24 protein-coding genes are annotated in these 26,824 nt (G+C 55.3%); 11 read left to right on the forward strand and 13 right to left on the reverse strand.

Going from position 1 to position 26,824, the window contains the following annotated elements; all coding sequences use genetic code 11:
- The first annotated feature begins 495 nt into the window (after positions 1 to 495).
- Positions 496 to 1,194, forward strand: a complete 699-nt coding sequence (locus C444_RS21860) for a CAP domain-containing protein (RefSeq protein WP_152420823.1) — start codon at positions 496 to 498, stop codon at positions 1,192 to 1,194.
- 596 nt (positions 1,195 to 1,790) lie between these two features.
- On the opposite strand, the gene C444_RS16775 is transcribed toward C444_RS21860, so the two are convergent.
- Both C444_RS16775 and C444_RS16780 read right to left on the reverse strand, forming a co-directional pair.
- Entirely contained in the window at positions 1,791 to 2,012 is a 222-nt protein-coding gene (locus C444_RS16775; RefSeq protein WP_004594216.1) for a hypothetical protein, read from the reverse strand.
- The gene (locus tag C444_RS16780) at positions 2,012 to 3,625 is read right to left on the reverse strand and encodes a TrkH family potassium uptake protein (protein WP_049909576.1); all 1,614 of its coding nucleotides are present in this window, start codon (positions 3,623 to 3,625) and stop codon (positions 2,012 to 2,014) included. The genes C444_RS16775 and C444_RS16780 overlap by 1 nt, the downstream gene beginning before the upstream one ends.
- 226 nt (positions 3,626 to 3,851) lie before the next feature.
- On the opposite strand from C444_RS16780, the gene C444_RS22045 reads away from it, so the two are divergent.
- Entirely contained in the window at positions 3,852 to 4,013 is a 162-nt protein-coding gene (locus C444_RS22045) for a hypothetical protein (protein ID WP_161607609.1), read from the forward strand.
- Positions 4,006 to 6,429 carry an amino acid permease gene (locus C444_RS16785; protein WP_049909577.1) on the forward strand — a complete coding sequence of 808 codons (2,424 nt, stop codon included), beginning with the start codon at positions 4,006 to 4,008 and terminating at the stop codon, positions 6,427 to 6,429. The genes C444_RS22045 and C444_RS16785 overlap by 8 nt, the downstream gene beginning before the upstream one ends.
- A gap of 424 nt (positions 6,430 to 6,853) precedes the next feature.
- On the opposite strand, the gene C444_RS16790 is transcribed toward C444_RS16785, so the two are convergent.
- Positions 6,854 to 7,564 carry a potassium channel family protein gene (locus C444_RS16790; RefSeq protein WP_004594219.1) on the reverse strand — a complete coding sequence of 237 codons (711 nt, stop codon included), beginning with the start codon at positions 7,562 to 7,564 and terminating at the stop codon, positions 6,854 to 6,856.
- Between the two features lie 251 nt (positions 7,565 to 7,815).
- Complete coding sequence (locus tag C444_RS16795; RefSeq protein WP_004594220.1) at positions 7,816 to 8,580, reverse strand: Lrp/AsnC family transcriptional regulator; 765 nt, start codon at positions 8,578 to 8,580, stop codon at positions 7,816 to 7,818.
- 425 nt (positions 8,581 to 9,005) lie between these two features.
- Between C444_RS16795 and C444_RS16800 the strand changes: the two genes are divergently transcribed.
- The 7 genes from C444_RS16800 to C444_RS16830 all read left to right on the forward strand — a co-directional run bounded on the left by C444_RS16800 (position 9,006) and on the right by C444_RS16830 (position 15,353).
- Positions 9,006 to 9,878 carry a universal stress protein gene (locus C444_RS16800; protein WP_004594221.1) on the forward strand — a complete coding sequence of 291 codons (873 nt, stop codon included), beginning with the start codon at positions 9,006 to 9,008 and terminating at the stop codon, positions 9,876 to 9,878.
- Positions 9,879 to 10,239: 361 nt separating this feature from the next.
- Positions 10,240 to 10,590 (forward strand): hypothetical protein, encoded by a 351-nt coding sequence (locus C444_RS16805; RefSeq protein WP_004594222.1) that lies wholly within the window; start codon positions 10,240 to 10,242, stop codon positions 10,588 to 10,590.
- Between the two features lies 1 nt (position 10,591).
- Entirely contained in the window at positions 10,592 to 11,035 is a 444-nt protein-coding gene (locus tag C444_RS16810; RefSeq protein ID WP_004594223.1) for a universal stress protein, read from the forward strand.
- 56 nt (positions 11,036 to 11,091) lie between these two features.
- On the forward strand, positions 11,092 to 11,778 hold the full coding sequence (locus tag C444_RS16815; RefSeq protein ID WP_004594224.1) for a potassium channel family protein: 687 nt from the start codon (positions 11,092 to 11,094) through the stop codon (positions 11,776 to 11,778).
- Positions 11,779 to 11,906: 128 nt separating this feature from the next.
- Positions 11,907 to 13,424, forward strand: a complete 1,518-nt coding sequence (locus tag C444_RS16820) for a TrkH family potassium uptake protein (RefSeq protein ID WP_004594225.1) — start codon at positions 11,907 to 11,909, stop codon at positions 13,422 to 13,424.
- Between the two features lie 118 nt (positions 13,425 to 13,542).
- Positions 13,543 to 14,208: a potassium channel family protein gene (locus tag C444_RS16825; protein WP_004594226.1), complete on the forward strand. Its 666-nt coding sequence runs from the start codon at positions 13,543 to 13,545 to the stop codon at positions 14,206 to 14,208.
- A gap of 2 nt (positions 14,209 to 14,210) precedes the next feature.
- Entirely contained in the window at positions 14,211 to 15,353 is a 1,143-nt protein-coding gene (locus C444_RS16830) for a universal stress protein (RefSeq protein ID WP_004594227.1), read from the forward strand.
- A 238-nt stretch (positions 15,354 to 15,591) separates the two neighbouring features.
- Here C444_RS16830 and C444_RS16835 read toward each other — a convergent pair whose 3' ends face one another.
- Positions 15,592 to 17,865, reverse strand: a complete 2,274-nt coding sequence (locus C444_RS16835; RefSeq protein WP_004594228.1) for an amino acid permease — start codon at positions 17,863 to 17,865, stop codon at positions 15,592 to 15,594.
- Positions 17,858 to 18,295 (reverse strand): universal stress protein, encoded by a 438-nt coding sequence (locus tag C444_RS16840; protein ID WP_004594229.1) that lies wholly within the window; start codon positions 18,293 to 18,295, stop codon positions 17,858 to 17,860. The genes C444_RS16835 and C444_RS16840 overlap by 8 nt, the downstream gene beginning before the upstream one ends.
- Positions 18,296 to 18,505: 210 nt before the next feature.
- Between C444_RS16840 and C444_RS16845 the strand changes: the two genes are divergently transcribed.
- Entirely contained in the window at positions 18,506 to 19,372 is an 867-nt protein-coding gene (locus C444_RS16845) for a universal stress protein (protein ID WP_004594230.1), read from the forward strand.
- Here C444_RS16845 and C444_RS16850 read toward each other — a convergent pair.
- The 7 genes from C444_RS16850 to C444_RS16880 all read right to left on the reverse strand — a co-directional run bounded on the left by C444_RS16850 (position 19,369) and on the right by C444_RS16880 (position 26,795).
- Positions 19,369 to 19,632, reverse strand: coding sequence for a hypothetical protein (locus C444_RS16850; RefSeq protein ID WP_004594231.1), 264 nt, complete (start codon positions 19,630 to 19,632; stop codon positions 19,369 to 19,371). The two genes, C444_RS16845 and C444_RS16850, sit on opposite strands and share 4 nt — an antisense overlap.
- Positions 19,633 to 20,013: 381 nt before the next feature.
- Positions 20,014 to 20,805, reverse strand: a complete 792-nt coding sequence (locus tag C444_RS16855) for a PHP domain-containing protein (protein ID WP_004594232.1) — start codon at positions 20,803 to 20,805, stop codon at positions 20,014 to 20,016.
- Positions 20,805 to 21,551 (reverse strand): 2-phosphosulfolactate phosphatase, encoded by a 747-nt coding sequence (locus C444_RS16860; RefSeq protein WP_004594233.1) that lies wholly within the window; start codon positions 21,549 to 21,551, stop codon positions 20,805 to 20,807. Before C444_RS16860 ends, C444_RS16855 begins: the two co-directional genes overlap by 1 nt.
- Before the next feature lie 182 nt (positions 21,552 to 21,733).
- On the reverse strand, positions 21,734 to 22,543 hold the full coding sequence (locus tag C444_RS16865; protein WP_004594235.1) for an energy-coupling factor transporter transmembrane component T family protein: 810 nt from the start codon (positions 22,541 to 22,543) through the stop codon (positions 21,734 to 21,736).
- Positions 22,543 to 24,288, reverse strand: a complete 1,746-nt coding sequence (locus C444_RS16870) for an ABC transporter ATP-binding protein (protein ID WP_004594237.1) — start codon at positions 24,286 to 24,288, stop codon at positions 22,543 to 22,545. Before C444_RS16870 ends, C444_RS16865 begins: the two co-directional genes overlap by 1 nt.
- Before the next feature lies 1 nt (position 24,289).
- Positions 24,290 to 25,144 (reverse strand): hypothetical protein, encoded by an 855-nt coding sequence (locus tag C444_RS16875; protein ID WP_004594239.1) that lies wholly within the window; start codon positions 25,142 to 25,144, stop codon positions 24,290 to 24,292.
- Positions 25,145 to 25,688: 544 nt separating this feature from the next.
- Positions 25,689 to 26,795 (reverse strand): tubulin/FtsZ family protein, encoded by a 1,107-nt coding sequence (locus tag C444_RS16880; RefSeq protein WP_004594241.1) that lies wholly within the window; start codon positions 26,793 to 26,795, stop codon positions 25,689 to 25,691.
- Positions 26,796 to 26,824 lie beyond the last annotated feature (29 nt).

Below are 26,824 nucleotides of genomic sequence, written 5' to 3' on the forward strand. Positions count from 1 at the left end.
TATTATAGCTCATCTGCTAGTTCCGTTGCTGTATACGGGTTTGAGCTAGTAATAATTACCGATATGATGGAATATTGACTATCGAGATTTCACGCCATCAGGCGATGTTTTTCGGACAGGCTCTCTTCCTTTTTCTATTGCCACTTAGTCCTTCCGTCAGTTCTCATTATTGATTTTTTAATTACAGATATACGTATTTAAGTATAATTTTGTTACCAGGCAGAGTCTAAGTGTTGTTTGAATGGTGTTTTGGCGGAGATAAGAATGATTCTACGTCGTCGTCGATGTTGGTCCGAAGCCTATTGTTATGACGCGAATTGATAACAGCCTCATGTATCCTTATGGGCTGAAGATTCCCGTAAGCTAACGGGAGCTAGACGCTATCTGGCGATATGAACTGCTCAGACGGCTAATCCAGAAGTATAGATTATATGTCATTCCCGATGAATACCGTGTTCCAAACGTTGATAAGACCAAGTTAAAAAAAGATACACAATGAGAACTAGCCTCCAGGCGGCGATTGGTATTATCATGGTTTTCATGCTAGTAGGGAGCATCGGGTTACTCTTGGGGGGGATGTTAGGAAGTTCTGAAAACAGCCCTGCTGAAACACCGACCGAAGGAGTAGAAACTACGACACAACCGGCAACGGCAACACCATCAATGACGGCAACATCGTCACCAACAGTAACACCAGACTTAGCATCAACTGAGCAAAATCTGAGCACGGATCATATTGAGTCACTAATTAAGAGTAATATCAACGATCACCCTGATTCTGTCACCACACTTTCGACAGATACGACGACGGCAGTGAAGCTTGACAATTTATCTAAAAACCACAGCAATACCATGTCTCAGTCAGCAACTGTTTCCCACGATGTTGGTTATGGCAACAGCGAAACTCGATACCGAAACGCCGATTTATACGAACGATGTCAGTTCAAGGAACAAAAGTACATCGCTAATGCGAAGCGCAACAGACTCGAATCCATTGACCGCCTGAATTTGAACGAATATCGAGGTGAGACTGCAGAGATAACCGAACAGAACGTTGCTGATACGATTGTCGATAGTTGGTTCAATAGCTTCACCTATAGAGATAGGCTCAGGTACGAGAATGCGGAACATCTAGGCGTTGGGGTCAGCATCTCCGAAGATGGCCAGGTCTACGCTACAGCGACAGTATGCTGATCTCTCTGAGTCCATTATTTCTACCGTCTGCAGGTCAATTCATTTATACACGACTGTTTACTAACTGATTTTAACGTCTTCAACTAGACTGACATTTTGTCGGAGAGCACTAGTGAGTTCCTTTTACGAATTCGACCGTCAGCAATCACATCTGATTACACTCCTTCCAATCCAAGTATTGTCGGTTTGATGACGCTACTTGCTGGCAGTAGTACAGAAGATTTCACAGGAAAGCAGTATGACGAACCGGATGTATCTACGACCAATTCGGCACTGTCTAGTTGAGGGCGCACGAAACATGGCTACGGCGCTTCAGAAACCACTTCAACCACGAACGACCCACCAAGCACTCGATAGACGAACCCCAGCTGAGATTACAGTTGGTTTAGCGGGACTGTAATGCATATTTGGGCTGATTCAGTGAACGGGAACTGATTCAGATTGCCCTCTAAACGCCCAATATTATTGGACTGACGATTATATACGTAAATTGCCACAAAGTGATACACGCACTCGCACGGGACATGACATCGGTAATTCGCTATGTGAGTTGAGATGTCATTGATCTGGATGACCGCGCTGATAAGCAGTAGGCCCTAAGTACTACTCTCCGTCGTTTCAGTAACTCCCTTATATGCGATATAGCCAACAAACCCTCCCGTATAGGCGACTGCAAGGAGGACTGAAGGGAGCGTGCGGCCAAGGAAAGTGATTATAATGATCACAATCGGCCCGAGAATAAGAAGTGCGTCGAATACGGAATCATCTGCGCCAGCCGCGAGGAGCGGGCCAATGACCGGAATATGTTCGAGTCGCATTAGTCATAGACCTCCATCGAGACGAACAAACTCCGAAGGAGCACTAGGACCGGAATTATCTCAAGTCGACCGATCCACATGTTGAATAAGAACATGACCTTCGTTACCGTCGGCATCCCCGGACCGGTGATACCCGACGAGAGCCCAACATTACCTTGCGCGGAGGCAACCTCGAACAGAACGTTTTCCAGAGTGTAGCCGTCTGGACCCATCGGAAGGGCGATCATAAAGACGAATGCAGCGACGCCAAGGAAAAGGATCCAGAGGAACGTGATGATAGCGGCCTCTTCAAACTCCTGCGCTGCTTCGTCATCTGATAATGTTCGGTCATCCAGTCGGAATGTGCGAACAGCAGTTGAAGGGTAAAACACGTCACGGATACGAAACAGAATCCCCTTTCCGAGGGTGAGCAATCGGATGAGCTTGATACCTCCGACAGTTGATCCGGCAGCTGCCCCGACGATCATTCCGAACGCGACTGTCAGCTGTGCGGGTGCCGACCATCCCGGCCCGAGCGAGCCTGCGGTCTGGAATCCGGTGCAGGACGCCGCCGAGACGAACTGGAAGATGGCAAATCGAAACGTCTGAAGGAGCGTTGCTGTCCGGCCATGAAGGACGATTCCAGCAACGGTCATCGTCTCTGTCTGGTAGAATCCTTGACCAAACAGTACGGCAGTCAAAATCAACGTCCCGAGGCCAAAGAAAATGAAGACCCACCTCGTCTGGAGATCTTTGTAGAGGTTCCGGAGGTTCCCGCGTAGAATTAAATAATGAATCGGGAACGCGATACTCCCAAGAATCATGATGGGGATGAGTGCGAAGTCGATGGCGACACTGTTGTACGTACCTATCGAGTTATCCGTAATCGAGAATCCGCCAGTTGCGAGCCCGGTCATCGCATGGTTAATCGCATGCCACATCGGCATGCCAGCCAGCCACAGGAGGAGGATCGAGAAGAACGTGAACAGGAGGAAGATCCACCAGATCGTCCTGACGGTAGACACGATACTGGGATGAATTTTCTCCGAACGCGCTTCGCTTTCATAGAGCGTCAGTGACCCACTTCCCGGGCGTGCGAGAATAGCGGTCGTGAGCACGATTACCCCTACGCCACCAACCCATTCGATGAACGAACGCCACCACTGGAGCGTGTGCGGAAGCGCCGCCTCGTTGTCGGTCATTGTCAGTCCCGTTCCTGTGAAGCCGCTCATGCTCTCGAAGAACCCGTTGAGGGGATTCTGGAACGCAGCGAGCGTGCTGAACGTCCTGGTCCCCCCGGTCGTGAACCGGGCTGGAATTTCGAGGACGGTCGGATCGAGCCGCGCCGTCCAGGCAATAAGCAGGAATGGGACGGAACCGAAGACTGCGACGAAGAACCATCCAGAGGCGGCGATCATCATCCCATGCAATCGACCAGGATCATCTGCGTCCTGAAAGGCCCGCGATAGGCCAAATCCGACTAGCAAAGGGAGCAGTCCTGAAAGGATCATTCCAGGAACAACCCACCACTCTCGCCAGACGAGCGGAATAAGAACGGAGACGAGAATGAGGCCTGCTAGCGCCTCGAGCATCCGACCGAGGTCGCGAGCAATTGTCCCAAGACGATTAGCCATACAATTTCGGTATGCTGAACGAGAACTTAAATTGGCTGATTCACGCCAAAGAGGTGAGCAGTTAGATTACGCCATGGGAAATGGTTACCTGAGAGCACTGCTATCTGTGCGAAGTCCTGATATCGAGCACAGGTCATGTTCTATTTGGCTATCCGTATGAGATTTATATATACCAATTATGAATCAGCACATTACTTTTATATTGATGTATGGGAGACACAGAAATATGGTGTCCACGCTGACTATCGGCGCTATACTTACGCTGCTTGCGTGGGTAGGCCTCCAAGTTGCTGTTATACATGGCAAGTACGTCGTGGATAGTATAGCCGCGGGCGAGTATCAGAAGGGTCCGTTCAGCGAGGCTACGGGCGGTGGTTCTGATGAGTGACGACGAGGGATTGCCGGGTCATAGTCATAATGAGGATCTTGCCCGGGACCTCTCAGTATTCGACATTACGATGATCGGTATCGGTGCCATGATCGGTGCCGGAATCTTCGTCTTGACTGGGCTCGCTGCTGGTCAAGCAGGCCCTGGACTCGTGATGGCCTTCGCATTCAACGGGTTCATCACCATCTTCACGGGGATGGTCTATGCGGAGCTGGGGTCAGCAATCCCGGAAGCCGGCGGCGGGTATCTCTGGGTTCGCGAGGCACTCGGACGGTCACAAGCATTCCTCGCCGGCTGGATGTCTTGGTTCGCCCACGCCGTCGCTGGCTCGCTGTACACGCTCGGCTTCGGGGCGTTCGTTCACCTATTACTGACGGACTACTTCGGCATTGCCCTCTTCGAGCCAGTCGATCTGTTCTTACTCACAATCGGTCCAGAGAAGGTATTCGCAGTGTTCGCGGGAGCGCTTTTCGCGTACATCAATTTCCGTGGCGCCAAGGAAACTGGACTCGCTGGCAACATCGTGACCATGGTCAAGGTCACAGTCATCGTCATCCTCATCGCGTTTGGTTTGGGCTACATCTTCGGGAATCCGGCGGAAGCAAGCGATCGATTCCAACCGTTCCTTCCACGTGACTTTGGTGGTGTATTCATCGCGATGGGGCTGACCTTCATCGCCTTCGAGGGGTACGAGATCATCGTTCAATCCGGCGAAGAGGTCGTCAATCCGAAGAAATCCGTGCCGAAGGCGGTCTTCTACTCGATGTCCGTCGTCGTCACGATTTACATGCTCGTGGCAATCGTACTCATCGGGGCGGTCACAGTCACCCCCGACCTCTTCCAACTGGCGCAGGAAGGTGCTGCATCGGGTGCTCACGGTGCGACAAACCTGCCTCCGGTTCCGGATAATATCGAAGACGCCGCTGTATGGGAAATCCTCGGTCATCTCGGAGAGCTCGGTCTCGCTCGCGCTGCGGGCCAGATAATGCCGTACGGGACGGTCGTTATCCTCGTGGCCGGTATCTTCTCGACGCTCTCTGCCCTCAATGCGACTACCTATTCGTCGACGCGCGTCTCCTTCGCGATGGGTCGCGATCACGTTCTCCCCGACGCTTTCAGCGCAGTTCACGACGAGAAACGAACACCGCACATCGCTACAGCACTCTCAGGTGCCCTTATCGTCTTCATGGCGGTAGCCCTCCCGATAGAGGCCGTCGCAGCTGCGACTGACGTGATGTTCCTCCTGTTGTTCCTCCAGGTGAACTACGCCGCTATTGTGATACGCCGAGAGTGGGGCGACCAGATCGATTACGGGTACGTGATGCCGTACTTTCCCTATGTCCCAATCATCGGAATTATCACCAAACTCGCCCTCGCAGTCTACCTGTTCAACTACAGCCCACTCGCGTGGTACGGAGCGATTGCGTGGATTCTCGTCGGCGTCGGAATCTTCTTCCTCTACTCGCGGAGTCGGGTCCGCGAAACCGAAGCAAAAGAGGAGACCCGTCTCATCACAGAAGAGCGAGCACCTGAACAACGAGGCTACCAAGTTCTCGTCCCGATTGCCAATCCCGATCATGCCGAACAGCTTATTCGTGCAGGGAGTGCCGTCGCTCGCCATCAAGACGGTGAGGTTCTGCTTACGAGTGTCGCCACAGTTCCCGAGCAAACGCCGCTGTCGGAAGGCCGTCGGTACGCTGATGAACAGCGGGAGCTACTCGACGAGGCGATGCAGTACGCTCCTGATGATGTCCCGGTACACCAGACCGTAACCATCGGCCATGATATCGCGAAGAGCATCAACAACGTAGCCTATCAACGTGACAGCGATCTCGTGTTGCTCGGCTGGCGAGGGCAGCGGAAACATGTGTCCGATTACGCGCTGGGTTCAAACATCGACACCGTCGTCGAGAACGCCGAGTGTGATGTTGCTGTCCTAAAGACCGACGGGACGACGGATTCGAGCCGAGTCCTCGTTCCGACTGCAGGCGGACCGAACTCTGATCTCGCCGAGACCGTCGCCGCTGCATATGCTGGATCGGGTGCGGAAGTGACACTGTTCCACGTCGCGACCGATGGTGATGTCGACGGTGATCGGTCGTTCCTTGAAAACAGACAAGAGGTGCTCGCTGAGTCTGATATCGATGTGGACATCGCAGTCGCAGAAGCCGGAGACATCACGCAAACGATTCTCGACCACGCTCGTGATGGTGAGTTCGATTCGATCATCATCGGTGCAGCGGGTGAAGGGATTCTCCGTCGGGTACTGTTTGGCGAAATCCCAGAGACGATCGGTGAAGAGTTCGAGGGTGAAGTCCTCATGGTACGCAAGCATCGGCCAGTCCAGTCAGCCGTGAAGCGGCTACTCGGCAAGTGGGTGGGCAAAGGCGCAAAAGCAACTAACCTCGGTGAGTGACCGAGGCACGGTTTCCGATTCCGAAGCGGCCGCGTTTAGCCCGCCAGATCAGTCGCTGAGTGGTCAAGTTGCGGGTGTAATCAAGCGACTCTGTGTCGTTGGGGCTCGAATTTCGATGCTGCTCTTCCTCCCGATAGGTGGCTATTATTGGTCTACCTACTCGGCGGATATGCCCTCATCGGATTGGGGTTCTTGTCTCCTAGCTATGAATTTGTCTCCCTCACAGAGGCTGTCTATTTTGTCTGGCTGGGATTCCTAGCTGGCCTGGTTATTTGTTCTGGCACCGGTGCACTCATGGGACTCACCTTCCTCAACGGGGGTGAAGGCCGAATCCACAATGAAGTCTCCATTCTGCAAACGGCTGTGAGGCGTTTTGAACCACCTTCCCGATTCTACGACTACCTTTGAGCGACTCGCACGCCTCTCATAAACTGAACCTGTTCGAATTGTTCGTTTCGTGGTCCTCGTAATGGCCGAAGATATCTGTCACCGCTGGTGTTGCTCCACTGCCAGAATACACCGTGAGCAAGTCACCGGCTTCGATGCGGGTCTGTCCCCGGGGGGTAATGGGGGAATCCGATTCGGACCGTTCAATCGCTACGACAAGTGTGTCCTCATCAAGCAGTCCCTCGTTGTCCGCTTCAACGAGGTTCAGACCGGCAATCGGTGCGTCCTCGGCGACCGTGATCTCGAACACTTCGGCGACATCGCCGACACGCATGTAATCAACAATCGACGGCCGATCCACAGACCGGAACAGTGATTCCGCGATGAGGCGCTGTGGATTCTCCATTGTGTTGACGCCGATTTGCCTGAAGAGGTTCATGTGCTCAGGGTTATGGACGACTGAGACGATGCTAGGGATTTCGAGTTCCTGTGCGAGCAATGAGATCATGACATTGGTCGCATCCTGGTCCGTCGTTGAGATGAGCGCATCAGCCCGGTCCGCCCCGGCATCCTCCAACGTTTCCTTGATCGTCGCGTCCGCGTTGATGACTAAGCAGTCGAACTCATTAGCGACTTCGTCCGCTCTCGCAGCGTCTTTTTCGATGACGACGACTTCGTTTCCAGTTCCGGTTGCGATTTCAATGAGCGGCGTTCCGATATCGCCAGCTCCGACAGTGATTATGTACATGTGTTATCTGTCCTACTGGTGCCGTTTTTGGCTGCGTCCCTCATAATCAGTATCCCGTGTGAATCGCTCGTCTCGCTGTCTGCCGAAACACCGCAGACGTAATTGAGGGTTCACTTGGGGGAAAATTATGGTCCTGAAATAAAAACCTCGCTATCTTGCGTAATCCACATACTATCGGGAGGTAGGCCAGCAATCCGAAGAGGTGTAGAGTATAGTACGGGTCTAGAACGAGCGAAGAATCGCTCGGGTCCTTACGAATGTGTCATCGGTTGGTTCGTGTTGCCAAACGACTCCAGTGTCGACTTCGGCACGCCGTCCCGAGCGAATACGGAGATGAGATCACCAGCACGGATCTCCGTGTCACCTTTGGGCGTGATCATTTCATCTCCACGCTCAATGGCGATAACAAGCACTTCACTGCCGAGCAGCGATTGCTCGTTAGCTTCCCGTAGTGTCGTGTTGACGATAGGGGCGTCCTTACTGACGGTCACATCAACTACTTCGGCTCCCCCGGAGAGTGACACCATATCTGTCATTGCACCCTGCTTGGTTGCGCCGTCCGGCCCGAACGGCTCGTACGGCGTAAAGTATTCCTCTTGAATCAGGTCCTCGTCCTCGATTTCCAGGCCGAGTTTACTGAGCTGGTGGGCTATTCGCGTGAGGTCGCTCATCTCCTCGCCCACAGCCTTGATTTGTAGGTTCCCTCGGCCTGTCCTGAGTTCACGGACGTTCACGACGCCGGGAACTGTGAGTGCCTTTCTGGCGAGGTCCTCCCGCTCACTCGCCGAAGTGTTACAAACGAATAGATTAGTCATGCGACTTTCACAGCGTTCGTAGTCGATATCAGCGTGATATCCTTTGATGATGCCCGCCTCCTCGAGCTGGTTGATTCGATTGCGAATGGTCCCCGGAGAGACGTCCATCTCCTCGGCGACCATCGGAGCCGAGATATTCCGTGCATCCTGCTGCATCGCATATATAATGCGCTTGTCGATTTCGTCGAGACGTCGACTCATACTAGATATATAGGATGCGTGCCAATCCCTTTTTCCCCTGCGTGCAGGTAGTGGGGCCTTGCCCTACTGCCTACGATTCGAGGCGTCGAACGATGGTCTGACGAACTGACAGCGTGGATTCTTTCGGACCGTTCGCCGCTAACAGGTCTGGTCGGTCTGTTCATCTGTCGTTTCAGATAGCGAACGTAGACCGGTCTGTGCCACCGCGGAAGCGGGTCGTGCGTAGCAACTTACTGCCCCGACCAGTTGCCAGCGGATCGAGTCTGATATCCGCCAGCAGCTGTGTTTCGGCCATAGCCTAGAGGACTGGTTTGGTGATCGATTGTCTCCGAAATCAATCCGTTGTATAGGGAATATAAATTCTTCTAGCTACGGAATCAGTAACGATAGAGGGGATTTATTACGGATAGACAGTCAGTAGTGGCATGGCTCACACTGAAACGAGTCTCCAAGAGTTTCTGGAGTGGTCCGACCCGCCCGATTCTCCACCCCAAATACTGTATCCAGTTTTCAGTTCACATGATAACTTCACGTTTCAGGCTGCATTGAATATCGCAAAGGGGGCCGGAGCGGAACTCCTCGTATTGGATTTACTTACAGACGCCGGCCTCGAAACAGCAGAGACCTCACGTACCGGTCGAGAATTACTGCAAGCAAATCTAAATGAGGGTCATACCGTCGATGCACATCTCATTGTCGAGGAAACGAACAGTCCGCTAAAGACAGCGATTAGAGTGGCGAAACAACGGACTATCCAGTTGGCTGTCCTTGATGAACACACACCGGAACTGTTTGCCGAGGGAGTTCGTGGTGACGCCGCCGACCGGATGCGAAAAAAAGCATCGTGCGACGTAGTTTCAGTCATATACCCGCGTGCTGGACCGAGGGTCGCATCAGTGCTTGTTCCGGTCGCCGAAGGCAACCATTGTGGCCTCGGCGTCATCACCGGAGGCGCTCTCGGGGTGGGTGCAGATGCTCCCGTTGACCTTTTTCACGTGTCTGAAGACAAAACCGAAGCCGAAGTAACACGGGTTGAAGAACTGTTCGAAACGGCCAAGAAGCGACTTCCTGAATCTGTTGAACTGGACACATGGCATCTTGAAGCGCCTGACGTCGCGGAGGCAATCATCAACGAATCCGCACACTACGATGTGACTGTGATAGGCAAACCGACGCAACGCAGCCTTCTAGAGTTCGTCACGGGTTCGATCACTGCGAGCGTCACTGAAGAATCAGAGAACGCAGTCCTCACAGTACAGCGGAATGGTGGTGCGGGATTCAGTTTCGAAGAGAGGTAATCTGGTACCAATCCTGGCATTGAGCGGACGGCCCACGGTAGTGGACTGTTACAAGGGCCTGCTGTGTACCGCACTACCTCAGCTTCCCGATTAGGTGACTCCATTCGACGATAAATTTTCACGTAACTGTGAGACTCACCGGGTGACAGAATGACAGAGTACTAGACTGATTTCGGATTAAGCAATTTTGTCCAATTCTTTTACTGTATAAGGATACTAGACGGTACTTTTTTAAGCAAGCGATATTTCTAGAGCGAGAAGACAGCTCCCGTGAGAGTAACCAAGTCGTTCGAACGGCTGACTCGCCAGCCGATATCGACTGCTCAACGGGGCCAGAAACAGAGCAGCACCCGAATAAAATATGACACAATCTGAGACCAACCCGCCCGAAGATATCCCGGAGGAAATCACGACTGCACTGGAAGCCAGCAGTGACGCGCGACTCAGGGAGATTATCCATTACGCACAACAGCTCCTGCGGGAGCATCCACCGCTCACAGATGCGATCGAATCTCGGGCGGGTGAAGAGCTCGTTCGAATAGAGGACCACGGAGCGTACACGATTGTCGTCGTGGAACGCCCGGAGGAAACGGGCGAAGCACGAGGCCCGTTCGCCTACAGAGTCGGATGGGAACACGGTATCGGCGACGAGGATGGACAGTACCGGTGGCACTATCTCGGAAAAGTCTACCGTGGAGACGGGGGTGACTGAGATGGCTGCGGAATTCTTCCAGCGAGTCGTCGTTCCGGTCGCTAACGAAGACGACGCAAGGGCGACAACGTCTGCACTCCGCCCGTACGTAGCAGGGTCAGGCTGCACTGTTATCGCCGTTCATGTCATCGAGAAAGCCGGTGGTGCGCCGGACAAAGCGTCAGTCGAACAGCGCAAATTGGTTTCGAGTGATATATTCGCTACCGTCACCGAGAGATTCGCTGACACTGGTGTCACACTGGAAACAGAGCTTCGGTACGGGACCGATATCGCATCGACACTCATCGAGGTAGCACACGAACTTGACGCCAGTGCCATCGTCTTCACCCCCCGTGGGGGGAGCCGCTGGCAAAAACTGTTGGCTGGCGATGTGACGCACAACCTCATTAACGAGAGTGATGTCCCGATTCTGGCACTCCCTGACCGAGAGGTGAGTGACGCATGAGTGTAACCAAGAGACGGACGTCCGGGTCGACAACAAACACCTAACTGAAACCATATATGTACATCATCATCGTCGGCGCAGGCGACATCGGCTCACCGCTGATCAATATCGCCACTCGAACTGGAAACGAGGTTGTCGTTATCGAGAAAGATACAAGAAAAGCCGAGGAGATAGCAAGCGAGTTCGATTGCCTGGTCATCAACGCGGACGCGACGATCAAGGAGACGCTGGAGGATGCCGGAGCGGATCGAGCGGACGCGATCATCTCGACGACTGATCAGGACGCGACGAACGTGATGGTCTGTCTGCTTTCCAAAGAGTTCGAGATTCCGGCAATCACGTCAGTCGTTCACGATGCAGCGCATATGAACCTCTTTCGTCAGATCGAGGTGAACACGGTCGAGAATCCACAGCAACTCATCGCCGAGCATCTCTACCGTGCGGTCGCCAGGCCGGCTATCGTCGATTATATGCGAATCGGCGAGGACGCAGAAGTGTTCGAAATCACGGTCACGGAAGATGCACCAGTTGCTGGCAAAACACTCACAGAAGCCGGTGAGGAGGGTATCCTTCCGAACGATGTCTTGATCGTCGCCATCGGTCGTGAGGGCGAGGACAGGCCACTGACACCGCGCGGGAACACCCGAATCCAAACGAACGATCTGTTGACCGTCTACTCCGCAGCCGGTGCGAACCCGAATCTCACCGACATCTTCGGCCATTACGAAGACCAAACAGCGTGATAACAGGAGAATCCAAATCAATGTCCAATTCATCTGTCGGTCGTCTTGGCTTCCTGACAGCCTCGAAAACGGTCTGTAGAGACGTCGGTGCCTTGCAGGTACTCATCGGCGGGCTGATGTTAGTCCCCATGCTTGTCTCGCTGGTCTATCAAGAGTGGTACAGCGGACTATCGTTTCTGACCGGTGCTGGGATTACTGCACTCACTGGCGGGGCAGCCTACAAGCTATGCGAGGATGCCCCTGAACCGAAGCGTCACCACGCGATGATCGTCGCAGCCCTCGGGTGGCTCGCTACGGCGGCGTTCGGTGCTCTCCCGTTCGTAATCGCGGCCTACATCACGCCACCGGCAGTACTCGACTCCTTCGTGCCAGCGAGTGCGAGCTATCAGTCGAGCCTGCTCAACTTCCAGAACCCGCTCCATGCCTTCTTCGAGAGCATGAGCGGGTACACAACGACGGGCCTCACGATGAGTGTGCACGAACCGACGGTGGGCCACGGCTTCCTCTGGTACCGCTCACAGATGCAGTGGATCGGTGGCGCGGGGATGATCGTCCTTTCACTGGCAATTTTGCGTCAGCCGCACGGAACTGCGGGACTCTCGCTGTATCAATCGGAAGCACGAAACGAGAAACTTCGGCCGAGCATCGTGGGGACGGCGCGTGCAATCTGGAAAATCTACGTCGGCGTCACCGCACTGGTCGCCGTCTATCTGGCGGCGGCCACCTTCCTCGTTACCCCGAGTTACGGTATCGAGCCGACGATTTTCGACGCTATAAACCACGCGATGACTGGTCAGTCCACCGGCGGGTTCAGCACACTCGACAATTCCATCGCCGGCTACGACTCATACGCGATGGAGCTCGTTCACATCCCCGCGATGATTACCGGGGCAATTTCGATCCCAGTCTACTACGGGATGCTCTCCGAGCGGGACATCCGAGAGTTCACACGCGATCCACAGGTCAGAGTGTTGTTTGGCTTCTTCGTCATCGGTGTAGTCGGCCTGACGGCGTTTCTCGCCCGATGGGTCGGCGTGCCCTACAACGGTGAGCCCATCGCATACCTCGGGCGTGTGGCGACGAGTCAGGCGTTCCGTGATGGCCTCTTCCAGTTTATCAGCGCACAGACGACGACGGGGTGGCAGACGTCTGCTATCGGCGACTGGAACAACGGCGCGGTCATGTTCATCGTCTTCGGTGCGATGTTACTCGGCGGTTCTGCCGGGGCAACGGTCGGCGGGATCAAACTGCTGCGTGGCTATATTATCGCTCGCGGCATCAGTTGGGAGATCACGCGCGTGTTCCTCCCCGACCACGCTATCGACGATCTTCGGATTGGGCAGCGGATACTCAAAGCCGACGAGGCAAACACCGAGATTAGCGCCGCGACGACGTTCGCGTTCGCGTACCTCGTCTTGCTCGCCCTCTCGCTGTTCGTCCTGTTGGCAGTGCTTCCGACGGATTTCACGCTTGCCGATGGGATTTTCGAAGTAGCGACGGCACAGGGGACCGTCGGCCTATCGTCGGGGATTACTGGCCCAGAGATGCCGGTCATCGCTGAGGTCCTGTTCATCGTCCAGATGTGGATGGGGCGGCTCGAAATCATCCCCGTCCTAGTCCTGATTAACGCGATCTTCAGGCGGTGACTTGGATGGATAGTCAGCGTCAACTCCGCCCGCCTGTGCTCGATGTCCCCGGCCCGCCCTGCACAGTAGAAGGGCTTGCTCGCACCGCTACACAACCAATACCAGCAAACAACCACCAATGTACGTAATCATCATCGGCGCAGGCCGCACCGGAAGCACCGTTATCAACCTCGCAACGCAGGACGACCACGAGGTGGTCGTCATCGAACGCGATACAGAACTGGCCGAGGAGGTGAGTGCAACCTACGACTGTATGGTTATCAACGCTGACGCAGCATCGAAAGAAATCCTGCTCGAAGCCGGCATTGAGGAGGCGGACGCACTTATTTCGACCACGGAAAACGACTCGGTAAATCTCATGGTGACCATGTTTGGGAAGCAGTATGGGGTCGAGTCGCTCGTGAGTTCCATCAACGACCCCGCCCACATGGAACTATTCGAGGACCTCGGCGTGAATATCGTCGAAAGCCCGCACCGTCTCAACGGTCAATATCTCTATCGGGCCGTCCAGCACCCGGGGATTCAGGATTTCCTGCCCATTGCTGGCCAAGCTGAAATCTTCGAGATGGCAGTCAGTGCGGGCGCTCCGATTGATGGCCTCGATTTAATCGAAGCTGATAACAACGATCTGTTGCCCGAAGAGACGATAATCGTCGCCATCGTTCGGGATGGCGAACTGCTCATCCCGCAGGGGGAAAGCGAGATTCGTGCTGGTGATACCGTCACCGTTTTCGCGAAAAATGGGGCGACGAGTCGGATTACGGATGTGTTCAGAGGGTCATAACGATGTCCGATAACTCCGAGCCGACCAGCGTTCGAATCACCGTCCCGGAGCGGTCTTCGGGTTCGGATGATGAACCGTATCTTCGTAGCGGGCCGCCTATTCAATCTCCAGGGTATAGAGTTATCGTTCCCGTTACTGAGACGCTGCTTGATAGCTATACAGGGATCAACGTCCGCCGGTTCCTCCAGACAGCAGTCGCACTAGCTGCTGATAACGGCGGCCGGGTGCTCTTACTCGGCATCGAGACGGTGGCAGACGAAGCGGAATTGGGCCATGTTCGAGAGTATATCCGGACGGAACAAGCGAACCAGGCCGATACGAATCCCACCATCGAGACACTGGAAAACAGACGGACACAGCTGGCGGAGATGAGTACTCTAGCGCAGGAACTCACGCCAAGTGTTCCGGTCAGTGCAGCCGTCAGAACCGTGAAAGACCTGACTAAGGGTATTCTTGATGTCATAGACGATGAGAGTGAGGTGGCTGTCCTGCTGCCACGCGGGACCGGCCTCGATCAGGGCTGGTTGCTCAAGCGAAGTACAATTGACGCGGTCTTGGCGTCCGCTGAGTGCGACGTGTTCGTCGAAAAGATGGGTAGCAAAGGAGGAGAGAATGCACTGTACGTACCGAGCGTTGATGAGCATACTGTCGCACCGCTCGCCGAATCGGAAGCGGAAACGATAGACTCGATACTATTACCTGTCGGGGCAGGCCCACACTCAGCCCTCGCTGCGGAAGCAGCACGCGCGGTGGCACGTGCCACAGGTGCATCTGTGACCGTGTTCCACGTGGTACCACCTGAAGCATCTACTGAGGCGAGAAGCGACGGCGAAGACCTGCTAAAGTTCGCTGAATACGTGCTCGGTTCCGACGTAGCGATTACAACGACGATCAAGGAGGCTGCTGATACCGCCGATGCAATTATAACGGAAACTGAGTCTCATGATGCCGTATCAATTGGAGCGCCGGAACAGAAGTCACAGCTCGAAACGTTAGTCTATGGGTCTGTACAAGAGACGCTCTCTGAGCTCGATGAGTTGACTATTCTCATGTCTCGTGATTCTGACCAGACTATGCGGTCTCTCTACTACCGATGGAAACGAGGAATTGAGGCCGAAAGTGGCGAGAGCGAGTCCAGCAAGTGAGGCCATACAGCAGAACTTCTTATCATTACTTTATCATCACAAGTTGGTGGCTACGGGACGAGTCGGGAAGCCAAGCGAGACAGCACTGTGGCCTGTGACAGTTCGGCCAGCACCAGCGACAGGATGGAACGAACTGAAGCGCTTGTCGCTTTCAGTGAGGTGCCGATTCATACACGAAGACAGGTGGAGGAGCAATGCGTTTTTCCCTGCGTGCAGTAGTGGGGACCTGCCCCACTGCCTACGATTCGAGGCGTCGAACGATGGCTTGGCGGATCGACATCGCGGATTCTTCAGGACCACGGGCCATGACCACAGTCTGATCCGTCTGTTCACCAATCGTCTCGGGCAGCGAGCCGAAGACAGCCTGTGACACCGCTCCCGTGCGGGTCGCTCCGACACAGATTGTATCGTACCCTGTAGCTGCATCGAGAATCGCCCCTTCGATATCTTCGGCCACCTCGATACGGCTCTGGTACTGTGCCTCTTCGAGACCGGTCCGTTCAACGAACTCCTCGATGAGCGCCTCGCCCCGCTCCTGTGGGGAAAGGCCGTCATCGTCTTCGCTTGGCTCTTGAACGTTGAACAGTGTCAACGTGGTTTCCTCGTCGGCTGCCTCGGCAAACTCTCTGGCCCGACGAGCGGCGACTGGTGCGTGTGGGCCCTCACCGGCCAGGACCATGATGTCGCCCGTCGCGCGCCCATCTTCCGGACCGAGTTTCACGAGCGTCGCATCACACGATGCACGACCGATGACAGGGTCGATTGTGGAGCCGAGAACGTGTTCTCGTCGGCTTCGTTTCCCCTGCCAGCCGAGGAGAACGTGGTCAGCGTCTTCCTCCTCAATAACGTCCAGAATCGCCGAGCCGGCGTTGCGACCAACGATAGCGCGCGTTCGTAGCCCGACATCGAGGTCGTCAGCGATGTCCCGTGCAGAGTCGAGCAGTTCCTGCTGGCGTTGGACTCGTGCTTCCTCGAATGTGAGGTCCTGTTCCAGTGAAGTCTGCTGTGGGACTTCGATGATGTTCACCGCGACAACCTCGGCCGTTCCGCTATCGTGTGCGTGTGCGCTCGCTGCTGCCATCCGGAGAAGGTCCCGTTCAGTTTCGGGATTTGCCACGGGAACAACAACCCGATAGCGTCCCTGCCCGTCCGCGACTGTGGTCGGTTCTGGCGCGATTGCCTCCCCAACTAGGCTCTGGCTGAGTGCTCGGTTGCGGGCGTATACAAAGTACCAGAAGATTCCAAAGACGACGATGACACCGCCGATGGCCTGCACGAGGAGGCTCATCTGGAGGAGAATGGCGAGACAAGCGATGAAACCGAGAATCGGGACAATTGGGTACAGCACGCTCGGAATCCGGAACGACGGGTCGTAGGCGTCAGGATCGGCACGACGGAGAACGATGACGGCGATATGGACGAGCGCGTATGTGACGAGGTACATGAAACTCGCCACTTCCGCGAGTGTCCCGATGCCGACCCCGATGGCGATGAGCAGGAGCGTGATAATACCGGTCGCGGAGATGGCACGGTATGGCGTCCGGAACCGGTCGTGGACCTCGTTGAGCCAGTTGATGAGGATCTTGTCCCGACCCATGGCGAAGTTTACGCGGGCCGCCGAGAGGATACTCGCGTTCGCACTCGAAATAGTCGCTAAAACGGCTCCCACGATCATCGCTAACGCTCCGATTGGCCCCATGATCTCCGTCGCTACGTCGGCGACGGGTATCGGAGAGTCTGCAAGCGCCTCGATTGAGAGCGTCCCGGTCGAGACGAACATCACCCCGACGTACATCAGCGTCGGCGTCACGACGGCCGCAATCATCGCCAGCGGAAGATTGCGGCTCGGGTTCTTTATCTCCTCGGCGCTGGTCGCAATCACTTCGAAGCCGATGAAGGTCACGTAGACGGTCCCGATCGTCGCTGCGACGGCCGGCCAGCCCTCTGGCGGGAGGAACGTTCCGATAGTCGGCCCACTCAGGACTCCCAGCCCGAGGAAGGCGACGATGAGACCGACAAGGGTGAGGACGATGACGTTCTGGAGTGCGCCGGTCTCTTTGACGCCGTAGTAGTTAACGCCGGTCAGCAGCGCCGCCATGACGAGTGCTGCGACGGTTATCCCGATTTCACCCCATCCGGCCAGGAACCCGATGTACTGTCCAAGCCCGGGGAGCAGATATTGACCGAAACCGATCATGTAGAACGCGCTGGCGAAGGTCAGCCCGGCCCACATCCCCCAACCGACGATACTGCCGAAAAACGGACCGAGCGCGCGGTTGACGTAATAGTAGCTGCCACCGGCTTTGGGCATCCCGGTTGCCAATTCCGACAGTGAAATAGCAGCGAGCAGCGATACTAAGCCGCCGGCAAAGAAGGAAATCATGCTCGCGGGTCCTGCCTGCTCCGCAGCGATGCTCGGGAGGACGAAGATGCCGGCACCGATCATCGTCCCGAGGCCAATCGTATACGCTTCGAGAAAGCCGAGGTCGCGTGCGAGTTCTTGATCAGTCATTGTCAGATTCAGGTAGTGTAATAACGGGTACGTCGCTCTCGGAGACGAGTGACAGTCCCACGTCGCCGGTCAGCAGGCGAACCCACCGGCTGCCACCTCGTGGTGTGAACACGATCGCGCTCGCGTCGATTTCATGCGCGGTTTCAATAACCGTCTCTGCAACGTCAGTCCCATAGCGGATTTCGGTCGTGAGCGTGCAGTCGGTATCGGCCAGCTCACCACGAGCACTGCTGAACATTTCGTTTGCGTAATCCTCTCGCTGCTCGACTGACGCTTTGTCCGGCGCGCCGCCCGCCTTCTCGATGACGTTAATAACGGTTACATCTCCACCTACTGGTTCTACATACGGTCGCAACGCCCGCATGGTCGACTCTGCGTCTTCCGGTGACGCAACAGGTACCAGCGCGTGTCTGAACAGCGACTCCGGCATACTACGCCCACCGAAGCCGACTGTCGATGTGTTGATGGTGCTTATATCCCGCGGCCGTAGTGTGTCTCATGGTGACTAGTCTCTCGGGCTGTATATGAATTATTTGTCTTCGCCGCTATCCATTGGTCATCCAACTATTACACGGCTGATTTGCTACGGAATGCGGAATCAACACCTGCGTTTAATACTGATGGGCCACCACTCGCTTACATGAGTCATGATGAGGGTAGTCTCCGGGAGTTTCTAGAGCGGTCCGAGACTCCCGATTCGCCACCCCGTATCCTCTATCCGATATTCAGTACCCACGACAACTTCACGTTCGAGACGGCGATGAATATCGCTGAGGGTGTCGAGGGCGAATTACTTGTCCTTGATTTACTCGACGACAACAGCATCCATAGCGCTGAGACGACGTCAATCGGCCGAAAATTACTGCAGGCACATATAGACGAGGACCACACTGTTGACGCCCATTTAATCGTTGAAGAGACAGACAGTCCACTCTCGACTGCGATTACCGTCGCACAGCAACGGAATATCCAGCTCGTCGTGTTCGACGAACACACACCCGAGTTGCTCGGCGAAGGGATTCGCGGTGACGCGGCCGACCAGATGCGAAAAAAAGCATCATGTGACGTAGTATCAGTCACACATCCGCGGAGTGGGGCAAGTATCTCTTCGGTGCTCGTCCCACTTGCTGGTGGCGAACATTCTGGTCTCGCAGTCGTCGTCGGCGGAGCGCTGGCAGCAGGCGCGAACGCTGTTGTCGAGCTCTTGCATGTCTCACAGGCCAAAGATGACACCGCACAGGTCACAGAACTGTTCGATACGGCACGGGCACGGCTCCCCGAGTCGGTTGAACTGGATACGCAGCATCTTGACGCGCCCGACGTTGCGGAGGCAATCATCGACGAGTCCGCCCACTACGACGTCACTGTAATAGGCAAACCGACGCAGAACCGTCTCATAGAGTTTATTACTGGCTCGGTTACCAAATCCGTGACCGACGCCTCAGAAAACGCGGTGCTTACAGTCCAGCGTGGTGAAGAAGGTGGGTTCAGTTTTGAGAACCGCTAATCTTCGCGCGTTGGGGTCTCCTCGTGGTCCGGTTCGACGACCCATTCGGTACCTTGCTGTACCACCGTGCCAGTGTACGACTGATCAATAGCGTCGCCAACCTGTTCGACCACCTCGTACTCGTAATCCTGGTCGGTAACAGCCTCGAGTGACGAGATTCGGACGCCCCTGTCACCATTGGCCTGTGCATACACAAACAGCGCGGAGTAATAGTCACGAATGGCGTCTTCTATCTGCTCTTCAGCAGTATCATCTGTCATAGGCTATGGATAAACAACCACATATAAAAAGGCTATGTTGGATGCGTATTCTCGTCTATTTTACGCCGGGATGACTGATGCCCTTGAGTCTACAGGCAGTCCAAGTCGAACCCCTCGGCGTAGATGTCGACCCGATGATCCCACTCAGTGGAAGAATGGCACTTACTTTGCTCCGGTGTATTGGTGCTACCACTCCCAGAACGAGCGAGTGAAGAGCACCAGCATAGGAATCACTTCGAGTTGGCCAAGACCACTAAAACCGATAGATAGCCACTCACAGTGAGATATGCGCTGTGCTCACAGCATTCGAACAGTCGATAGTGCTATCTCATCGATAACAGATTCCGTACAGAGAACTGACCGCTTTCTTACCGGGCTAGGTTACTCAAAATCACGATGCCGTTGGTTGTCGCCTAGTACATCAGAAACAGGATACCGGTCTAGAGTTCCGGTCACCGCTCGTAGTTGGGGGACTCGCTGCGAGAGTTCCGCAGGCGTGTGGCTGTCCGATCCAAGAACGAACTGAATTCCATACTCGGTGAACAGATCTAGCACTGCTGGGTCGGGATGTACTCGGCCAAGTGAGCTATGGACGCGGCCAGCGTTTACTTCAGGGACTGTCTTGGAGTCAGCAAGCGCTCGTGCGACCCGGTCGTAATCCGCCCGAGTTGTGTGCCGTCGTAATACTGGAATGCGTTCTGGGAGGTCAAGATGCCCTACTACGTCGAAGAGTTCAGATTCGATGAGCGCAACGACCGCATCGTAGTACCGCTCGACGGCCCTCCGTCGTTGCGTTGCGGACGCAGTGCCGTACTGCGTTTCACTGGTGTAGTTGTACTGGTCGGCGAAGTGGACGCTTCCGATAGTGTATGCGAAGTCGGCCGTGTCGAGAAACGACGCAATCCGCGACTCGGTGCCTTCGACGTAGCTTACTTCGGCAGCATCATACAATCGGAGTTCAGTCGTATCTCTGGCAGCACGAATGTCTTCCCGGCGTTGTTGATACGTTTCGACGAGGTCGTATCTCGCACGTCGCCCGAAGTCGTCTTCAGTGACGATACAATGATCGGTCAGCCCGAGTGCAGACAAACCAGCCTGTTCGGCCGCCGTAATCATTGCATCAAGGTCCGACCCATCCGAGTACGTGGTATGCGTGTGGATATCGGTCTGCATCAGGTCTCGCTCTCTCCACTTACGTCATAGAGTCGTTGCCCGTCCAGTTTCGGAACGACGTCACGGCTGTCGAACGCGAGTGTGTACTCGTAAAGATCCGTCCGCTTGATCTGTGGTTTCTCCTCGTACTTCGGCCCCTTCCCGAACTGAACGACTTCGCGATAGATGTCGCGTTGCTCCGGTGTCAGTGGCTTCCCGTGCAGTTGCCGCGCAATATACAGCGCGCCAACGAGATCCTCAGGTGAGGGTTTCCCTTTCGAGCCGGCGGCAACGAAATACGTCTCTCGGTCGCTGTCTGCGAGATAGTTAGCAACTGCTTTCCCGTTAGTCAAGCCACCAACGTAGATATCGACGTCGTCACCGCCGGCCAAGCGGAGATCGGTGACCGCGTTCCCACCGTTGGTTGAGGTCATTGCAGTCGGTCGACCAGCGACGTCAATATCTTGGACAAAGCTCGGCGAATTGAAGAAGTCGTATCCTTCCTCGCCCCGATAGTCCGGGCCGGAACTCCCCCCGATTTTTGCGTCTGGATGCTCAGCTTTGAATGCTGGTTCGTTCCCTCGTTCCTCGGTAATATAGATGTACTCCGCGCCATTTACAAACAGTTCCGGAACCGTCGTCGAGAACTGCGCTACGTCGACGACGACATAGTTCCCTGGATCGGGGTCGTCCGGTATCTTTGCTCGTCCCAGAATAATCGTCTCCAGCAGTTTCGATTCGAGTGAGTTACCAGTAATCAGGCTCACATTTCTCACTCAACCCGTCATGTCAAAAGGACCGCTAAGAGTCCTATACACCTGTTACACTCAATATATATGGCTCAATAGGCCTGTACAACACCAGTAGATTGCTCTGTATAACCAGTCGGAACGGTAGTATGAGAGTGAGAATGAGAAGCCAAAGAGAGCGGAACGATCAACGGCAGACATTAGAAGAAAAACGCGAGCGCGGCAACGACAAGGAGAGAGCCGACAAAGAATCCGACATCGATGGGCCGGATCTGCATATCTGCCAGCCGAAGTTCAGTGCTCGCCTCGTCATTTAATGAGTGTGAGAATCCCCGTGCTTCCATGGCTTCGACAGTGACGCGGCTTCGCTTTGCAACATTGAATATCATGGGATAGAACGCACGCACCGATAGCTTCAGCAGGTAGGCGTAGTGACGCCAACGGAATCGCCCGGGTGAGTCAGGAGCGGTACTCCGTAGCCTGAACGAATTCACCAGATCGTGGTATTCCTCAAACAGTACTGGGAGCATTCGGTAACCGTACGTGATGAGGAACGTGAACTGTCGTGGTATCCCGAGACTCCTGAGGCCTTGAGAAAGGGTCTTCGGTCCCATGCTCGAGAACACTGCCAAACTCGACACGGAGATAATCGTTAACTTCAGCGTATACGGAATTAGCGCTCGAACTGCCGCGACAGGATCACCTGTGAAGACAGTCACGACAGCGTACGATCCTAACGTCGTCACCACAGTAAACGCCATCAGTCCGACGAGAAACAGGCTGACCCGTGACAGTACTGCGAGCACCGACACGAACGCTAGCAGTCCGAGAAGGACGGTCATATCGTAGAACAGCCACGGGACGAACAGGAAGACGACGTACCAGAGTAACAGGACTCTGGGGTCCAAGCGGTGGAGGAACGAACCCTCGTTTTCGTAGGCCGTCCGAAGTAAGTCAGACTTGATCGCCTCGACAGACGTGGCATCACGAAGCGCATCGAGTGTCGTCATTACTGCTCCTCCACGGGCGATTTTGCTGTCTCGGTCGACGGACTTGCCGTGTTCAATCGGTCTGTGAACGCCTCGACTGTGAGTGGGGCTGGAGTGAGACCGAGTTCTGTCCCGAGGCGGACCACTTGCGGCGGGCGAAGGTTTGCTTGTTTGAGGGAGGCAAGGTCAGCAAACACGTCACTTGGCGGACCGTCAGCGATGATATCACCGTCGTCGAGTACGACGATACGAGTCGCCCACGATGCCGCGAGTTCGAGGTCGTGTGTCGCAATCACGACCGTCTCGACACGCTCGCCTGCCCGATTGATCGTTCGACTGACCTCCTCACGACTCCCGAGGTCGAGACTGCCAGTTGGTTCGTCGAGCAGGATAATCGACGGGTTCGTCGCCAACCCGATCGCCAGTGACGCCCGTCGCTGCTGGCCGACGCTGAGCAGACGGCCATCCCGGGACTGCAGGTTTTCCAGGTCGAGGAATTCGATTACCTCGTCGACTCGCTGCTCAACGTTCGGGTAGTCCCTATCGTCGAGATAGTGGGCGACATCGGCTCGGACACTATCGTCGATAAACATCTCTTCGGGGTTCTGTTTGACGTAGACGACCTCCTCGGCCAGTTGCTCCGGGAGTACATCTTCAGTGTCCGTTCCGCCGACGGTTACCGTCCCTTCGTCGGGAGTCTCCAAGCCAGTCACCAGTTGCATGAGCGTGGATTTCCCAGCGCCGTTGCTGCCGGCGAGGACGACCCGCTCGTCCGGGTAGATATTCAGTGAGAGGGTATCAATAACGTCTTTCGTCCCGCTTCGGAGTGTATCGTATGAATGCGAGATGTTATTAAAGGAGATGACAGGCTTCCCTGTCCGGTTTACTTTCGACGATCCATCAGTTCGTGCTCCAGTGTTGCTACCGTAATCGGTGAACAAATCAAGACCATCCGAAAGCGTCACCGGGAGCGGGCGAGCATCGTCAAGGACGCACTCGGCGATTCGCGTGACCTGTGGGGGATGGACATCTTGCCCTCTGAGATCTTCCAGCCGATTGAGGGCCGCCTCGACCGGTAATTTCCAACTGACAATGCCATCCTCAACGAGGACAACGCTATCACAATATTCGGCGATGAACTCTGTCTGATGCTCGATAGTGACCACAGTTTTCCCGTGGGTTTCGTTGAGCATGGCGAGACGGTCATAGGTCTCTCGGGCGTTGACTGGATCAAGCTGTGCCGCTGGTTCGTCGACGACGAGGATGGCAGGGTCTAGTGATAATGCTGCTGCCAGCGCAACCAAGTGTTTCTGTCCGCCGGAGAGTTCCCAGACGAAACGGTCCTCCAGCCCACCCAGATCAAGCAGATCTAATGTTCGGTGGACTCGTTCGCGGTAGTCCTCGTGCCCATAGTTCATCGGGGCGAACGCGACTTCCTCGAACACAGTCGGACTGACAAGTTGGTTGTCGAACTCTTGGAACACGTAGCCGACGTGCTGAGAGAGCTCTGCAACAGAGCTTTCCGAGACTTCGTGTCCAGCGACGGTAACTTGTCCTTGCACATCACCCTCGTAAAAATGGGGGATGATCCCGTTGAACGACTTACACAGCGTCGTCTTGCCCGACCCGTTCCCGCCGATGATGGCGACGAACTCGCCGGGTTCGATTGTCAGATCTGTCCCGGTCAACACGGCTTCGTCAGCACCAGGATACCGGAACTGCAGTTGTTCAACGTCAATTTGAGAGTTATGTGTCGTTGTCATCATCTTAAGCCGTCTGCGTTGCGCGGTACCAGACGAGGGTCGCGACAATAGCGGAGACGACAATCGGGACTACAATGTAGCTCTGGCCGAACGTCGCGAGGAATTCCGGCTCCCAGACTACGTTGACTGCCCCACCGACTTCGCTGGCAGCCTCGGCCACGAAGGCGAGCGGGAAGGCGATAAGCACCGCCAACAGTGCCTTCGGCGAAAAGCCACGCCACATCGACCCGCCGCGTTCACCTTCAAACGGCTCCATGCCGAGCAGCGGTTCGACTTTCCCGTGAAGCTTGGGGTAGAGATACAGTGCGGGAATTACGCCGAAAAGAATCCCCGTGATCAGCATCTGTGTAAGGAAATCGACCCCTTCAAGCACGATAATGCTCTCGGGGAGACCGGGTACGGCTTCCAATTCTTCAACCCCGACATAGACCTTCCCAATATCGATGAACGTAGCGAAGAACTCTTCGAGTGCCTCAGCCAGAAACACGACAATTGCCAACTGAGTGGTGTTTTCCGGGTCCTGAAGCAGTTTCGCGGCGAAATAATAGCAAACAGGGATGAGGAGCAATCCCTCCATGGCACCCAGTCCATCGAACTCACCGAGTAGTATTTCACCGAATACGATTTCGCCAACAGGAACGGCTACTGCAGCCCAGTAGGTCCTGAAGAGTAGCACCAGCACAATCGGGATGAAAATGAAGCCACCAACGCCCAGTTCTAGCGGTCCGACCGTGAACTCAGGCATGATTTCTGTGAACGCATTCTGCAACCCAGTAAGGGACATAACGAGTATGAACACCATCATGTCCTGTTTACCAAACGATAACCAACCCTCCGTATCAGCCGAGAGTGTGCTCATGCTACACTGGAACGCATACTGATGACGTGTTTGAGCATTTATAATATATATACTGAGTACTATGAACTGTCCACCGTAGCTCATAATACTATATACGGCCCTGTTTAGATGTCTCCAAAAACGTGGGTGGTGGCTGTGTCGGCTGAACAGGCCCAATCTGTGAGAGTTTCTGTTCGGTTTCACGTTTCCAACGGCTACCGGCTCGGCCGATCGACACTGCGTCGAAACGAGGCCTGTTGATAACAAGTACTATTGGGTACTACAGGCTAGTTCCGGGATGGTCGGTACTCGAAGGAGACAGTGCAGAAGGGGGCATCCGTGGCGGGACCCGGTCAGCAATCCTGGAGTCGTCCACCCGCCGGGACAGTGATGCCCTCTTCACGAGCGTAGTCTGCGACGGTCTCGTTGAAAACTGTCACTTATAAATCTATTTGAGTGCGATCTTCGTTATCCCGTTTTTTCGGCACTTCGGGCCATCTGACACCAGTCCCACGATGTTTTGCTGAAGCTAGCGTGTATTAACGCGAGAATCTAACGGGCCGCCTCATTCCGAGTCGTCGACCAGCGTTTTGAGTTCCACCAGCCGCGGCAGTTCTGAAACGCCGCTGAGTACGACCAGAACCGACAATGTGTCCCGGTCTGGCGTCGGCATATCGCCGCTCCGTACCTCCGGTGACTGGAGTTCCTCCGTGAGCCATCGCCGCCCGTCGGTAACGGCATCCCGGATCAACCACGCGGGCGGCCCGGCAAACACGGCCAGGGCTCTATCGACGGAGTCAAGCTCGCACTGGGCCGTCAGTTTGCCACGGACCGCTCGGCGAAGTGTCGTCTCGACGGCGTTGTATGCCTCGATTTCGTCGACGTCGTCTGAGTTATCGCCGAGAAAACGGTTCTTGAGCTGGTCTATGACTGTCCCGTCACCCCCGCCATCGGCCGATTGCAGGTCCTGACTGGCGTAGCCAAGCGCTGTGAAGCCCGAGTCTGAGAGGGTGTTGATTATTTCGCTGGCGTCGACGACACTCTGGCCGACTGCCTCGGATGCCGTCGCCTCACCTGCTGCGAACAGCGCCCCCAGCCGTGTCACGACCGTCTCGTTCAGCGTCTCGGCGGCCTCATCGACCGTCTGTCCGCTCCCGAGCCACGCTTCGTTGTCGAACAGTATCTGCCCGTCGACGGTCGCTTCCACCGCTCGAAGTGCTTGGATAGTGTTCGCGGCTGCTTCGTCGTCTCTGCCGGCGGGTAACACCGACAGACAGTAAACTGGGATCGAGTAAATCTCTCTGAGTGCGTCGGCAACGTGGGCCGTGGCACCGCTGCCCGTCCCGCCCGCAAGCCCGGCCGCGAGGACGATGGCATCAATATCGCTCGTTACCAATTCGTCTATCGCCCGGCGCACTTCGAGCCGTTCGTCTTCGATAGCGGCGACACCGCTCATCCGGTCCCCGTTCGTCCCGGTCCCATTTGTTTCGGAGAGTCCGAAGGCATGCCGCCGGTCGTCCGGAAGTGCGTCGAGTTCAGTGAGCGCTTCGGTGTCCGTGTCGACGGCGCAGGCCGCGCCGAGATACGTCGCCTCGCGGCGTTCGTTGTCCTGCCACAGCCGTTCAACGATCCGGCCCCCAGCACTACCGATTCCGACTGCCGCGACTCGCATACGTCGAGTTTAGTGTAGACTGACATTAA

The organism is Haloarcula japonica DSM 6131 (assembly GCF_000336635.1).
In the GTDB taxonomy this organism is placed as follows: domain Archaea; phylum Halobacteriota; class Halobacteria; order Halobacteriales; family Haloarculaceae; genus Haloarcula; species Haloarcula japonica.